We start from the raw sequence: 14116 nt of genomic DNA on the forward strand, positions 1-14116 counted from the left end.
TGGTCGGGCATGACCTCCCGCGGCGTGGCGTCCGGACCCCGTGCCCACTGTCACTGCCCGACCCACGCGTCCGCCGGCCGCCGCGGGGCCGCCTCGCGCAGCGCCGCAGTGGTGAGCGCGAGAACGCCGGTGCTCCCACGCGGGTCGTCACGGAGCTCGTGGACGATGTCGAGCATCCGCGCCCTGCCCTCGCGACCGTGGGGGACCCCTGCCCCAGCACCTGCTGGATGGTGGCCCGGGCGCGGCCGGCGGCGGCCACCTGGTCCTCGACGTTGCGCAGTTCCTCATCGAGCCGGCCGCCGAACAGGCTGCGCTGCCCTTCGGCCCGTCGGCCGTCATCAGGACAGGCGTCCGCGCCGTGGAGGGCGCGGAAGGGGGAGAACTGTGGGGCGTGCTCGGCCGGTAGGGGCGGGCCGGCGAGCAGGCAGGCGCCGAACAGGCCGGTCTGGCGGCCGTTGCGGTGCCCTGCGTCGGAGGCCTACGAAGGGCCGTCCATGACGGGGACGGCCTTGTGGGCCCACGCCTTCTCGACCGCGGTGAGATGCCGTCGATCTGACTGGGCTCCCGGTCGAGCAGGCGGGCGTGCCGGCTACGGGGGCCGAGGACGGCGCACATGGCGGCGGGTGCGTGCCCCACCGGGTCTATTCGGTCCAGGTGCGCTCCAGCAGGGTGCGGAAGGTGGCGAGCTCTCGACCGATCAATTCGGCCAGGGTCGGGTCGACGGCGGTGAACTCACCGTTCCGGGCCGCCGCGAAAATGCTCAGCATCAGGTCGGCGATCGGGGCGGGGGCGCCATGCGCCACGGCTTGCTCGCGGAAGGCGTCGCCGGGAACGACGGTGCGGGTGAAGGGCCGCCCGGTGGCCTGGGCCGCTATCTCGGCGACGGCGTCGAAGTCGAGCGCCGCCGGGCCGGTGAGTGGCGGGGTGGGCCCCTCGAAGCGGCCCTCGTCGGTGAGGATCACCGCGGTGGCCTCGGCGAGGTCGTCGTGGCCGGTCCAGGCGACGGGGCCGTCGGCGGGGAGGGCGATGTCGCCGGTGTGGCGGGCGGACTCCAGGAACCGCAGGGCGCTGGCGGCGTAGAAGCCGTTGCGCAGCGCGGTCCAGGGCAGGCCGGTGGCGCGCAACAGGTCCTCGGTCTGGGCGTGGTCTCGGCATGCCTGGAAGCGGGAGTCGTGGGCGGCACCCATCTGGCTGGTGTACAGGATGCGGCCGACTCCGGCCTTCACGGCGGCGTCGATCGCGGCCCGGTGGCCGGTGACGCACTCCTCGCCCGTGCGGTCGAGGGAGACGAGCAGCAGCTGCTCGGCGTCTTCGAAGGCGTGGACGAGTGAGGCGGGGTCGTCGAAGCTGCCCTGCCGGACGCGGACGCCGCGGTCGACGAGGTCCTGGGCCTTGCTGGGGTCGCGGACGCTGACGCCGACGCAGTCGGCGGGGAGGCGCTCCAGGAGGCGCTCGACGGTGCGGCGGCCGAGGTGTCCGGTGGCTCCGGTCACGATGATCATGAGGCACTCCAAGCGATGGTTCCAGTGGAATCATTTTAACGATAACACTGAAACTAACGGTGGAAGCAAACTGGCGATATCATCGATACATGCCTCTCCGTGACAGCACCGACAGCCCCCGCCGACGCATCATCGAGGCGGCCATCGAGCTGCTGGAGAGCGGTGGACCCGACGCGGTGAGCACCCGCGCGGTCGCCTCCGCGGCCGGGATGCAGCCGCCAGCCATCTACCGCCACTTCGGCGACAAGGACGGGCTGCTGGAGGCCGTCGCCGAGCACGGTTATGCACAGTTCCTGGAGACCAAGCGCGCGCAGCTCGACCCCGCCCCGGAGGACCCGGTGGAGGAACTGCGGCGCGCCTGGGACTTGGTGGTGGAGTTCGGCGTCTCGCGCCCCGAACTGTTCGCCGTGATGAACAGGGCCACCGGCTCGGGGTCGGACGCGGCGCACCGCGCGGGCCTGGAGATCCTGCACGGCCGGGTACGTCGGCTGGCGGCCGCCGGATGGCTGCGGGTCGACGAGGAACTGGCCGCCCAGATCATCCAGGCCACCGGCCAGGGCGGGGTCACCACCTGGCACTCCACCCCCGCAGAGCGCCGCGATCCGGCGCTGCTGACCATCCTTCGCGAGTCCATGATCGCCGCCGTCACCCTCGCCGAACCGATGGTCCCCGCCGCGGAGTCCGGCCCCGCCCCAGCGGCCCGCGCGCTGCGCGCCGCCCTCCCCGACGACCCCGACGTCCTGAGCGACGCCGAGCAGCGTCTGCTGCGCGAGTGGCTCACCCGCCTGGCGGACGGCGGCACGCCGCAGGCCTGATCCGCCGTCAGCCGCCCTCGTAAAGGTCGAGCGTCACGAGCGGAGATCATTCGGTGAACACGCGGAGCAGGGCGTCGATGAACGGCTTTGCCGGCAGTGCGGCGGCCGGGACCGAGACGTCGGACGCGGACCGGCCGCTGGTGCACCGGCCGCTGTGCACCGGCCGCCGGGCGGCGGACGAGCCGGACAGCAGGCGCGGGCGCGGGCGGCGGGCGCGGGCCTGGCGCAGGGCCACGCCTCAGGCGCGTAGCCGCCAGGACGGGGCACGTTGATGCGCGAGCCCGTCTTCGAGATACGTGCCCGTACACCGCCGTGGAAGGCGGCCGTAAGTGGTGGAGCAGTCAGCGTCCGTGTCCCTATCGTGGACGTACGGCCCCATGCACGGCCGCTAACTGTACGGGCGCCAAGTGCCAAGTGGAAACGGGATGTGTCGAGTTGGGGGACCGGTATGACAACGACCACGTCATCGGACGGGACACAGGAGCCGCAGCCGGACGACGCCGGCGGCACCTCGGGGGTGCCGGCCGGGCAGGGCGGGGACTCGGGCGGCAGCGCGCCGTCCACTCCCACCTCACCTCCTCAGCAGTCCCAGACGTCCCCTGCTACGGGGAGTCCGGCCGACGAGAGTTTCGAAGCGATCGCCTCGGAGATGTTCGGAGTCGATCCGGGAGCGTCCCGCCGCAAGAAGGCGCGTTGGGCGGTGCTGTTATCGGCGCGAACCGTCCTGACCTTCGTCTGCGGGACGCTCGCCGCGGCGGTGTTCGCGTACTGGCTGAGCGGGTGGGACATCCCCGCGCAGAACGACAAGCAGAAGCAGTACGACGCCTCCCAGGCACCCTTCACGGTGTCGGTGCAGCCCAACGAGAGCGATCCCGATCAGGAGTGGGTGATGGTGCTCGACCGGGAGCTGACCGTCGCCGAAACGAAGAAGCTGACTTCCAGTACGGACGGTCCCACCGCCTTCTCTTACCTGAAGGCCCTCGGAGGCCATCCGCTCGCGTTCCCGGCCGCGTTGGTGGATGCCCCGGATCAGTACATCAAGCGGACGGTGAAGAACGAGCCGGAACTCGCCGACTCGTTCAAGATGAGCGTGCTGAGCACCCGGAACTCGGCAGTGATCATCAACGACTGGAAAGTCACCGACGTCTCGTGTCGGCAGAGCACCGCCAAGACAGTCGTCGTCCGTCCGCCGCAGGGTGAAGCCGCCTACCAAGGCATCCGCATCCACGTTCCGCCGTGGGCCGGTGAGCCGGTGCTCACGGATGACACCAAGGGACAGGGCGAGCCGTACTTCGGCACCCACTACATCGAGGTCGGGGGTGGCCAGTCCTCGGGCGGTCTCAGCGTGGAGGCGATCGCGCGGCGGGGGCAATCCTGTGAGTGGGGCGTCAAGGCGCACTACGTGGACGCCTACCAGAAGGGGCAGTGGGTCCAACTGAAGGACGAGAAGGGGAAGCCGCTGCGCATCCGCACGGAGTCCTTGCCCCTGCATCCACGGCAGAAGTGGTTCTTCGGCCTGTATCCCTGGACGCCGTGCCACCTAAAACCCAGGGCGTCGGCGTGCGAGCTGCTGTAGTGGGCCGACGAGCTCGTGCACGGTAGGCAGTGAGGCGTCGAGGACGGCGGCTGGGCAGAGGGCTCACGTCTGCCGTCGACGAGGATCCACCCGTCAGGGCGACGGTGACCGGTGCGGTGAGCACCGGGCGGCGGTAGACGACGAAGGACAGCGCGTCGGCGACCAGCAGAGCGGGCATGGACATGCGATCGAGTCGGGCGAGAGCGCTGGGCGAGATGCCGCAGGCGGGCGTCGTCGGTGCTGCCGGGCGCTGCGGTGCACCCGCACCGGGCGCGGGTGTCGATGACCAGGCCGGTGCTGGTGGCATCTTTGGCGACGGGCCTGTTCAAGGCTGCGGAGTGCCGGCGGGTGCGCACGGCGTCGGCCGGGCACTGGGCGCCGTCCGCCACCGGGCGTACCGATGAGCAGGTCGTGGCCGCCGTGCTGGAGGCGCTGCGCCGGTGCCGTGGCCGGTCCAGAACCACTACCCGGTAGGTCATCGAGGTGGCCGAACGGATCGTGGCGGACCTGCGGGGGCGGGCCGGGTGCGGCTGCCTGCCCGCTCGTCGCTGTACCGGCTGGTGAAGGCGCCGGCGGATCCGGCCGAGCCGCCGGGCAGCCCGGCTCGCACCCCACGGGAGACCGGCGCGCGGCCGGGCCGCCGGCTGCGCCGCGGCCCGCCGAGCGGGTCCATCTCGCTGCCACCCGTCTGGGAATGGCGTGGTGGGCGAGGGCGGGGGCGAGGTGCCGGTAACGGCCGCGCCGGACGGGGCGAGCGGCTGCGCGCTGGCCGCCGTACTGCACCCGCCAGGGACCCAGCCGGTGGAGTTGTCGGTGCAGCCGGCCGAGCTGGCCGTGCCCAGGCCACAGCGCCCGGGCTGGCCGGCCGTGCCGGAGCAGGCCCACGCGGGCGGGCCGCCCGGGCGGCTCATGTCCCTGCCCGCCCGGTCGGAGCAACCGCGGCGCGGCCGGCGGCCGTCCCCGAGACCCTCGTCGTCGACCGTGCCATGGCGGCCGTCCCCTACGGGTGCCTGACCGGGTGCGAAAGTCTCGGCGTCAGTGTGGAGCCGGTCCCGTCCCGGGCGGCGGGCGCCCGCGCTGCCGGCAGCGGGTGCGACGGCCCCTCCCGCCGCCCTGCCGCGCGGTTTCGGGTGACGGCCGCGACGGACATGGGGGGATCGCCCCCATGTTTCCGTCCGGGGCCGGCGGTGGACCGGCGGTGGCCGCCGGAACCCGGTGGCGGCGGGCGGTGGCGCGGTGCGGACGGCAGCTGCGGGCGGCGGGGCCGGGCGGGCGGTGAAGGCCGCGGGGACGGCGGTGCGGGTCGGTGGCGGTCGCTGCCGGCCCGCACCGCCGTCGGGCCGGGAAAACTGGGTGCCCGCACCCGATGCCGCTCGGGGCCCCGCGGCTGATGCTCTCTCCTGTCGGGCAAGGGTGAATTGCCAGGAGGAGCCGATGGGCGAACCGGTGAGAGTCAGCATCGTCGCGCAGGACCCGATACTGGAGGCGGGTACCCGGATCAGCCTCCAGTATCACGGCGACATCGCGGTGGCGCTGTCCGGGGAGCGGGCGCAGGTCGTGGTCATGATGGTGGACCGGGTGGCCCCGCAGGTGATGAACGCGGTGCGGGCCGGGCGCGAGGCGGACCAGTGCCAGGAGGTGGTGCTGGTCGCGACCGAACTGGCGGCCGGCGACGCGGTCCAGGCGTTCGCGGCGGGCATCCGGGGGCTGCTGCGCCGTTCCGAGGCCACCGCCGAGCGCCTGGCGTCGACGGTCGTGGCGGCCGCCGCGGGCGACTGCACGCTGCCGCCGGACCTGTTGGACGGGCTGCTGGAGCACGGCCAGGGCGCCGACGCCCGCCGCCCGGGCACGGGCGGGGTGGCGGCGCCCGGCGGCTCGGCGCTGTCGGAGCGGGAACGCGCGGTCCTGCGGCTGGTCGCGGACGGCCGGGAGACCGAGGAGATCGCACGTGAACTGTGCTACTCGCCCCGCACCGTGACCACCGTGGTGCACGACGTCACCCGGCGGTTCCAACTGCGCAACCGGGCCCACGCGGTGGCCTTCGCCCTGCGGGCGGGTCTGCTGTGATCGCGACGATGGCGGCCCCCGCCGCGGCCCCGGCCGCCCCGGCCGGCACCGCGCCCCGGGCGGGGGTGCGGGTGCGGGTCCGGTCGAGCGACGCGGCGGCGCGCGCGATGGTGGAGGCCAAACTGATCATCGCGGGGCTCCGGCCGACCGAGGCGCCGGATCCGTCCCCGCAGGACGTGCTGGTGGCCGTGGGCAACACCGTGGAGGGCGCGATCGGGGCCTGCCGGCCCGGCCTGCCGGGCGGTCACGAGCGGCTGCTGGTGGTGGCCGACGTGCTGTCCCGCCACGGCGCCCTGGAAGCGTTACGGGTGGGCGCGCGGGCCATGGTGCTGTCCGCCGAGGCGACGCCGGAGCGACTGTCCGCGGCCGTCCACTCGGCCCACCGCGGCGAGGGCCGGCTCTCCCGCCTGGCGCTGGCCCGCCTGCTCGACGCATCGCCGGAGCCGGCCGGGTCCGGGCGGCGGCCGGGCGCCCCGACGCTGACCGGCCGTCAGCTGAAGGTGCTGCGGCTGATGGCGGACGGCCACGGCAACGAGGCGATCGCCGCGACACTGCGCTGCTCCAAGCACACCGTCAAGAACGTGATCTACGAGCTGATGGGCCAGCTCCAGGTCCGCAACCGGGCCCACGCGGTGGCGCACGCGGTGCGCACCGGGCTGATCTGACCCCCGACCGGCCGGGCCGGACCGGGCCGACCACCGGGCCGGACGGGATGCCGGGCCTGCCCGCACCGGCTCGCGGGCCCGACCGGACCGGGACAAACGCGCAACGACGCGGCCGCGCGGCTGCCATTCGTTCCCTGGTGCCGCGCCACGGTCCGGCGGCACGCTGCTCCTGCCCACGTCCGCCCGGCGGGCATGGCGACCCTCCCTCCACCTGCGGGCACTGTCACGAGCGGCTGCCGCGGGCTCGTTCCCTGCCGAGAGGACCCGATGGACATCGCCGAGGACACCCCGACCACCGGCCAGGAGTCGCTGCCGGAGCCAGAGGTCAAGATATTCGAGGAGCTGGAGTCGGAGGTCCGGACGTACTGCCGCAAGTTCCCGGCCGTCTTCGGACGGGCCAAGGGCGCCGAACTGTTCGCCGAGGACGGCCGGGCGTTCATCGACTTCTTCTGCGGTGCGGGGACGCTCAACTACGGGCACAACAACGACTTCATCAAGGCCCGGGTGGCCGACTACCTGGCCGCCGACGGCCTCGCGCACGGCCTGGACATGTACACCGTGGCCAAGCGGGACTTCCTGACCGCCTTCGCCGACACCGTGCTGCGGCCCCGCGGGCTGGACTACAAGGCTCAGTTCACGGGGCCGACCGGCACCGACGCCGTGGAGGCCGCGCTCAAGCTCGCCCGCAAGCAGACCGGCCGCTGCGGCCTGGTGGCGTTCACCGGCGCGTACCACGGCATGTCGCGCGGTTCGCTCGCGGTGACCGGCAGCCGCCGGGCCCGCCGGGCGGGCGGGGTCAGCGGGCAGGACGTCACGTTCGTGCCGTACGAGGACGGTCCGCAGGGCCGGTTCGACTCGATCGGCTACCTGGAGCGGCTGCTCACCGACTCTTCCTCGGGCGTCGAGCTGCCCGCCGCGGTGATCGTGGAGCCGATGCAGATGGAGGGCGGCGTCTATCCCGCGAGCGCCGGCTGGCTGCGGGCCCTGCGCGAACTCACCGAGCGGCACGGGATCCTGCTGATACTGGACGAGATCCAGGCGGGCTGCGGCCGCTCCGGCCGGTTCTTCTGCTTCGAGCACGCCGGGATCACTCCCGACGTGGTGACCCTCTCCAAGTCGCTGAGCGGCTACGGGCTCCCGCTCTCCATGGTGCTGTTCAAGCGGGAGCTGGACGTCTGGGAGCCGGGCGAGCACACCGGGACGTTCCGCGGCAACCAGCTGGCCTTCGTCGCCGCCACCGCGGCCTGCGAGCTGTGGCGGCAGGACGCCTTCCACGCCCAGCTCGCCGCCTCGACCGACCACCTGGGCCGGTTCCGCGCCGAACTGGACGCGCTGGGGCGGGGACTGGTGACGCGCGGGAGCGGGATGGCGCTCGGCATCGACCTCGGCGCCGGCGCCGGCCCGCTGCGCGCCGAGCGGCTTCAGCAGTACGCCTTCGACCGCGGGCTGATCGTCGAACTGTGCGGCCGCCGCGACGAGGTGGTCAAGCTGCTGCCGCCGCTGACCATCGATCCCGCCGTGCTGGACCGCGGGCTCGACGTGCTGCGGCAGGGCCTGCGATCCATCTGACGGCCCATCAGAAACCTTTTCCCGGGTCCGTCAAGCCCTGTTCCAGGCCGTCAAGCCCGTCAAGCCCGTCAAGGAAGGAAGGAGACCGCAGATGTCCGGTCCGCTACGCCGACACCTGATCTCGATCGAGGACCTCGGCTTCGAGGAGATGCACGGCATCGTGCGGCGGGGTGCCGAGTTCGCCGCCGGCCGTCGCGAGGACGCCCGCCCGCTGCACGACGCCGTGGTGGGGGTGCTGTTCCGCAAGACCTCCACCCGCACCCGCACCGCCTTCTCGGCCGGGGCCCTGCGCCTGGGCGGCCGGCTGATCACCTACGGCCCCGGGGACCTTCAGGAGAACACCGGGGAGACGGTCGAGGACACCGCCGCGGTGCTGTCCCGGATGCTCGACGTGCTGGTGGTCAGGACCGCCGGTGGCGAGGCCGAGCTGCGGGCCTTCGCCGCCCAGCGGCGGATGGCCGTGGTCAACGCGATGAGCGCCGCCGAGCACCCCACCCAGGCGCTCACCGACCTGACCACGCTGCTGCGCCGGTTCGGGCGGATCGACGGCCTGCGGGTCCTCTACCTCGGCGAGGGCAACAACACCGCCTCGGCACTGACCCTGGCGCTGTCCCGCTACCCCGGCACCGAACTGCACCTGCGCACTCCGCAGGGGTACGGGGTCGAGCAGCACTACCTCGACCGGGCCGCCGAGTACGCGGCGGCCGGCGGCGCGCTGGTGACGCAGCGGCACGACCCGGCCGATCTGCCCGAGGCAGATGTGGTCTACACCACTCGCTGGCAGACCACCGGCACCACCAAGGCCGACCCCGACTGGCAGCGCGCCTTCGAGCCGTTCCGGGTCGACAAGGCCGTCATGGAGGCCAGTCCCGGCGCGCTGTTCATGCACGACCTGCCCGCGCACCGCGGTGACGAGGTGACCGCCGAGGTGCTCGACGGGCCCGCCTCGATCGCGTTCGAGCAGGCCGAGAACAAGTACCACAGCGCCCGCGCGGTGCTGGAGTGGTGCGTCGGCGGCGCCCCGGCGGGAGACGGCGATGAGTGAGCCCGTGCTGCTGCCCGGCGGCGGCTGGCGCCTGTGGCGGCACTTCGCGCTGCGCGGACCGGGCTTCCCGGTCACCGGGGTGCTGCGGCTGGCGCCGCAGGGCCTGGCCGAGGCGGCCGACCGGTTCGGCGCCGGGGCGGAGCTGGCCGGAGCCGACTGGCAGTCCTTCGAGACCGCCTTCGCCGACGCGGCCGTGGACACCGCCAGGGAGCTGCAGACGATCGCCGGCCGACCCGACTTCCGGGCCGCGGTGGCCTGGCAGAACCGGGCCGTGCTGCGCACCGGCATCGCGCCGTTCCTGGCCTGGACGCCGAGCGCGGCCGGCCGGACCAGCATGCCCCGCCAGCGCGAGGAGCTGGTGGCGCACTACTGGCAGCGGTTCTGCGTCAAGAACGACACCATCGGCTTCTTCGGCCCGGTCGGCTGGGCCACCCTCGACCCGGAGCTGCGCGGGGTCGAGGTGGACCGCGGCACGGGCCTGATCAGCCGCTCCGAGGTCTTCTTCTCCAGCTGGTCGATCGACGAGCTGGCCAGGACCCTGGACCGCGACCCGGGCCTGCGCCCCTGGCTGGCGCCGCGCCGGCTGCCGTACCTGCGGATCGGGGGGGCGCAGGTACGGCTGCCGGGGCGGCCCGCGCAGCCGGTGTCGGAGCTGGAGCGCGAGGTGCTGCTGCGCTGCGACGGGGTGCGCCCGGCCCGGGACATCCAGCGGGAGCTGGCCGACCGGGCCGCGCCGGCCGAGGTGGAGGACCTCCTCGGCCGGCTGGTCCGGCGGCGCTGGATCACCTGGCGGCTGGAGATCCCCGCCACCGCCTACCCGGAGCGCCACCTGCGCGAGACCCTGGAGCGGGTCGGCGACCCGGCGGTCCGCGAGCCGGCCCTGGCCGGCCTCGCCGTGCTGGAACGCGGCCGGGACCGGGTGCAGGCCGCCGGGACCGACGCGGAGGAGCTGGTCGCGGCGCTCGCCGCCCTGGAGGCCGACTTCGCCCGCCTGACGCGGGCTGCGGCGCAGCGCGAGAAGGGTGCCAGGACGGCGCCCAACCGCTCCCTGGTGTACGCGGACTGCCGCCGCTCGGCGACGGCCCGGGTCGGCAGTGCGGTGCTGGACGCCCTCACCCCGCTGGAGCTGTGCCTGACCGCCTCCCGCTGGATGACCGACCGGTTCGCCGAGGTCGTCGGCGCCCGGATCACCGACGCGTACCGGCGGCTGCGCGCGAAGCACGGGACGGTGGACCTGGGCTCGCTCTGGTTCGAGTGCCTGCCCGCCCCGCACAGCCGGTCTATCGCCGACATCGACGCCATCCAGGCGGAGCTGCGCGAGCGCTGGGCGGCCGTCATCGCCGCCCCCGAGGGTGCCCGCCGGGTGGAGCGGGCCTCGGCCGACATCGCCGAGCAGGTCCACAAGGCGTTCGGGGAGCCGGGCACCGGCTGGTCGCTGTCCCGCTACGCCAGCCCGGACGTGATGCTCATCGCCGAGGACCTGCGGGCCGTGGAGCGGGGCGAGTTCAGCCTGGTGCTCGGCGAGCTGCACGTGGCGATGAACACGCTGGGCGCCTCGCTGTTCGTCACCCAGCACCCGGACCGCGAGGAGCTGATCGCCGAGACCACGGCGGACTTCCCCGGTCCCCGGCTGGTCCCGATGCTGCCCAAGGAGCTGCCGCTGATCCGCTGGTCCGCGCGCAGCCGCCCGGCGCTGGACCGCCCGCAGGACTACTACGTCGCGCTGGTGGACCACACGGCCGACCCGCGCCGGCCGCGCACCGTCCGCTGTGCGGACGTGGCGGTCGAGGAGCGGGCGGGCCGGCTGGTCGCCGAACTGCCCGACGGCGCCGTGTTCGACCTGCTCGACGTCTTCTGCCACGCGATGACCAACCGGGTGATGGACCGGTTCCAGATCCGCCCGGACGCCGACCACTCCCCCCGGGTCACCGTGGACAAGATGGTCCTCTCCCGCGAGACCTGGCGCTTCGCCGCCGGTCAACTGCCGTTCGCCACCGACAAGAGCGAGGCGAAGCGGTTCGTCCGGGCCCGCCACTGGCAGGCCGCGACGGAGCTGCCGCGGCACGTCTTCGTGGTCTCCCCCGCCGAACCCCGCCCGTTCTACGTGGACTTCGACAGCCCGGTGTACGTCAACATCCTGGCCAAGGCGATCCGCCGGCTGACCGCCCGCGACCCGCAGGCCCGGCTGACCGTCTCCGAGATGCTTCCGACCCCGGAACAGGCCTGGCTCACCGACGACCTGGGCAGCAGGTACACCTCCGAGCTGCGCTTCGTCGCGGTCGACCGCTCCAAGCTGCCGGGCGGTGCCGGATGACCGGAGAGCCGACCGTGGAGCCGAGCTACGTCGACGCGATCGCGGCGCACGCCGCCGGCGCTCCCGGGGCGCCGGCCCTGGTCACCCCGGAGGGCGTCCTGACGTACGGCGAACTGGCCGCCCGCATCGACGGGTTGGCCCGGCTGCTGGCCGCGCGCGGGGTCGGTCCCGAGCGGGTCTGCGCGGTGGCGCTGGAGCGCGGCCCGCACGCCGTGGTGGCGATGGCCGCCGTCTCCCGGGCCGGTGGTGCCTTCCTCACCCTGGACGTGGACGCGCCGTTGCCACGGCTGCGGGCGATGGCCGACAGTGCCCGGGCCGGCGTCCTGCTCACCACCGCCGCTCTGGCCGAGAAACTCCAACTCGCCGTCCTTGGGCCGACCGTGCTGATCGACGAGGAGGCCGGGGCGGGCTGTGAAGGCGCGCCGGAACCGGCCGCGCGGACCGCGCTGCCGCAGATCGTGGCGTCCTCACTGGCGTACGTCTCGCACACGTCCGGCTCGACCGGTACGCCCAACGCGGTGCTGATCGAGCACCGCGGGCTCACCCGCTACCTGCGGTTCGTGGCCCGGGACTACGGGCTGGGCCCGCGCACCACCGCGTTGCAGCTGGCCCCGCTCGGCTACGACGCGTCCGTCCGGGACACCTTCGCCCCGCTGGTCGCCGGTGCCCGGCTGGTCCTGGCGGACCGCTCGGTGCTGCTCCGGGCGGAGGGTTTCGCCGAGACGGTGCGGCGGTTCGGCGTGGACACGGTGCTCAGCGCCACCCCGTCGCTGCTCACCTTCCTGACCCGGCACGAGACGATCGCCGCGGAGCTGCGCGGGCTGCGGCTGACCGTCTCCAGCGGGGAGTCGCTGCGGCCGTTCCTGGCCGCCGGCGGCCACCGGGCGCTCGGCGGCGGGCTGGTCAACCAGTACGGCCCGACCGAGTGCACCATGACCTCGACCCGGCTGCACCTGCCCGAGCGGCCGGAGACCACCGCCGACCTGATCGGCACGCCGATCGACGGGGTCGCCGTCCGGCTGCTGGACGACGGGTCCGAGCCGGTGGCGGACGGCGAGGTCGGCGAGATCCACATCGCCGGCGCCGGCGTGGCGCGCGGCTACTGCGGCCGCCCCGCGCTGACCGCCGAACGCTTCCTGCCCGATCCGGCGGGCCCGCCCGGCGCGCGGATGTACCGGACCGGCGACCTTGCCCGGCGGCGGCCCGACGGCAACCTGGAGTACCTGGGCCGCGGCGACCGGCAGATCAAGATCCGTGGCTACCGGGTGGACCCGGCCGAGATCGAGGGCGAACTGCTCGGCCATCCCGCGGTGACCGGCGCCGTGGTCACCGCGGAGACCGACGGCCAGGGCCGCACCTACCTGGTCGCCCACGTCTCCGGGGCACTGGCCGGGGTGACCGACGCCGGGCTCCGCGCCCACCTGGCGCGGACCCTGCCGTTCCACCTGATGCCGCGCCGCTTCGCCCGGATCGACCGGGTGCCGACCACCAGCACCGGCAAGGCCGACCGCCGCGCGCTGGGTTCCCCGCCCCTGGACCGGACACCGTGACGGCCCTGCCGACCCGACTCGGGGTGGCGGACGTCCGGGCGGCGGCCGACCGGATCGCCGCCCGGGTGCGCCGCACCCCGCTGCTGACCCTCGACGCGCTGCCCGGCATCCTGCTCAAGGCCGAACACCTCCAGCACAGCGGCTCCTTCAAGGTCCGCGGCGCCGCCAACGCGATGGCCGGTGCTACCGCGGGCGAGATCGTCACCGGCTCCTCGGGCAACCACGGCATCGCGGTGGCCCGCAACGGCCGGGCCCTCGGCGTCCCGGTCACCGTGGTGATGGCGGCCGGGGCCAGCGCGGACAAGGAGCGGGTCATCCGCTCACTGGGCGCGCGGGTACTCCGGGTGGACGGCGGCGTGGCCGAGCGCGAACGGCAGGCGCTGGCCCACGCGAAGCGGACCGGCGCGCTGTTCGTGCCCTCCTCCGACCACGAGTTGGTGGTCGCGGGCCAGGGCACGGTCGGCCTGGAGATCTTCGAGCAGGCGCCCGAGGTCGACACCGTCTTCGTCCCGACCGGCGGCGGCGGCCTGCTCGCCGGCATCTGCCTGGCCGCGCGGGCGGCCAGCCGCCCGGTGCGGATCGTCGGCGTGGAGCCGGCCGGGGCCGACCGGTACGCCCGCTCGCTGGCCGCCGGACGACCGGTCGCCGTGCCGCCGTCGGCCACCGTCGCCGACGGGCTGCGCGGGCAGCGGCCGGGCACCGTCACGTTCCCGATCGTCCAGGAGCGGGTGGACGCGCTGGTCGAGGTCGCCGACGAGGCGATCCTGAGGGCCATGCGGCTGCTGCACCGGGCGGGCGTCCCCGCCGAGCCCAGCGGCAGCGTCGCACTGGCCGGGGCGCTCTGTCCGGCGGGCCGCCGGCTGCGCGGCGAGCGCGTCGCCGTCGTGGTGTCGGGGGGCAACACGCCCGCCGCACTGTCCGCCAGGCTGCTGGGCCCTCCCCCGGGCGATCCGGTCTGACCCCCGCGACACCGCCGGCACCGGGCCGGCGCTACCGCACCGTTTCCCGATGTC

General features: G+C 74.2%; 12 protein-coding genes and 1 pseudogene. 9 read left to right on the plus strand and 4 right to left on the minus strand.

Annotated elements, in window-relative coordinates; all coding sequences use genetic code 11:
- Positions 1–50: 50 nt before the first annotated feature.
- Both AB0F03_RS19875 and AB0F03_RS19880 read right to left on the minus strand, forming a co-directional pair.
- Complete coding sequence (locus tag AB0F03_RS19875) at positions 51–176, minus strand: hypothetical protein (protein WP_361993414.1); 126 nt, start codon at positions 174–176, stop codon at positions 51–53.
- 465 nt (positions 177–641) lie between these two features.
- Positions 642–1502, minus strand: a complete 861-nt coding sequence (locus AB0F03_RS19880) for an SDR family oxidoreductase (RefSeq protein WP_361993417.1) — start codon at positions 1500–1502, stop codon at positions 642–644.
- Between the two features lie 89 nt (positions 1503–1591).
- On the opposite strand from AB0F03_RS19880, the gene AB0F03_RS19885 reads away from it, so the two are divergent.
- Complete coding sequence (locus AB0F03_RS19885) at positions 1592–2317, plus strand: TetR/AcrR family transcriptional regulator (RefSeq protein WP_361993420.1); 726 nt, start codon at positions 1592–1594, stop codon at positions 2315–2317.
- 46 nt (positions 2318–2363) lie between these two features.
- On the opposite strand, the gene AB0F03_RS19890 is transcribed toward AB0F03_RS19885, so the two are convergent.
- Entirely contained in the window at positions 2364–2552 is a 189-nt protein-coding gene (locus AB0F03_RS19890) for a hypothetical protein (protein ID WP_361993423.1), read from the minus strand.
- A gap of 213 nt (positions 2553–2765) precedes the next feature.
- Between AB0F03_RS19890 and AB0F03_RS19895 the strand changes: the two genes are divergently transcribed.
- Positions 2766–3893, plus strand: a complete 1128-nt coding sequence (locus AB0F03_RS19895; RefSeq protein ID WP_361993425.1) for a hypothetical protein — start codon at positions 2766–2768, stop codon at positions 3891–3893.
- Positions 3894–4105: 212 nt separating this feature from the next.
- On the opposite strand, the pseudogene AB0F03_RS19900 reads toward AB0F03_RS19895, so the two are convergent.
- Positions 4106–4198 (minus strand): annotated as a pseudogene (locus tag AB0F03_RS19900) (XRE family transcriptional regulator); the annotation flags it as partial.
- 1129 nt (positions 4199–5327) lie between these two features.
- On the opposite strand from AB0F03_RS19900, the gene AB0F03_RS19905 reads away from it, so the two are divergent.
- The 7 genes from AB0F03_RS19905 to AB0F03_RS19935 all read left to right on the plus strand — a co-directional run bounded on the left by AB0F03_RS19905 (position 5328) and on the right by AB0F03_RS19935 (position 14062).
- Entirely contained in the window at positions 5328–5960 is a 633-nt protein-coding gene (locus AB0F03_RS19905) for a LuxR C-terminal-related transcriptional regulator (RefSeq protein WP_361993428.1), read from the plus strand.
- Between the two features lie 8 nt (positions 5961–5968).
- Complete coding sequence (locus AB0F03_RS19910; RefSeq protein ID WP_361993430.1) at positions 5969–6625, plus strand: LuxR C-terminal-related transcriptional regulator; 657 nt, start codon at positions 5969–5971, stop codon at positions 6623–6625.
- Positions 6626–6892: 267 nt separating this feature from the next.
- The gene (gene ectB, locus AB0F03_RS19915; RefSeq protein WP_361993432.1) at positions 6893–8194 is read left to right on the plus strand and encodes a diaminobutyrate--2-oxoglutarate transaminase; all 1302 of its coding nucleotides are present in this window, start codon (positions 6893–6895) and stop codon (positions 8192–8194) included.
- A gap of 91 nt (positions 8195–8285) precedes the next feature.
- Positions 8286–9239, plus strand: a complete 954-nt coding sequence (locus AB0F03_RS19920) for an ornithine carbamoyltransferase (RefSeq protein WP_361993435.1) — start codon at positions 8286–8288, stop codon at positions 9237–9239.
- Positions 9232–11553 carry a lantibiotic dehydratase gene (locus AB0F03_RS19925; RefSeq protein WP_361993438.1) on the plus strand — a complete coding sequence of 774 codons (2322 nt, stop codon included), beginning with the start codon at positions 9232–9234 and terminating at the stop codon, positions 11551–11553. Before AB0F03_RS19920 ends, AB0F03_RS19925 begins: the two co-directional genes overlap by 8 nt.
- Entirely contained in the window at positions 11550–13103 is a 1554-nt protein-coding gene (locus AB0F03_RS19930) for an amino acid adenylation domain-containing protein (protein WP_361993441.1), read from the plus strand. The genes AB0F03_RS19925 and AB0F03_RS19930 overlap by 4 nt, the downstream gene beginning before the upstream one ends.
- Entirely contained in the window at positions 13100–14062 is a 963-nt protein-coding gene (locus tag AB0F03_RS19935) for a threonine/serine dehydratase (RefSeq protein WP_361993444.1), read from the plus strand. The genes AB0F03_RS19930 and AB0F03_RS19935 overlap by 4 nt, the downstream gene beginning before the upstream one ends.
- Positions 14063–14116 lie beyond the last annotated feature (54 nt).

Origin of the sequence: Streptomyces sp. NPDC028722, assembly GCF_040637655.1 — a bacterium.
Lineage (GTDB): Bacteria > Actinomycetota > Actinomycetes > Streptomycetales > Streptomycetaceae > Streptomyces.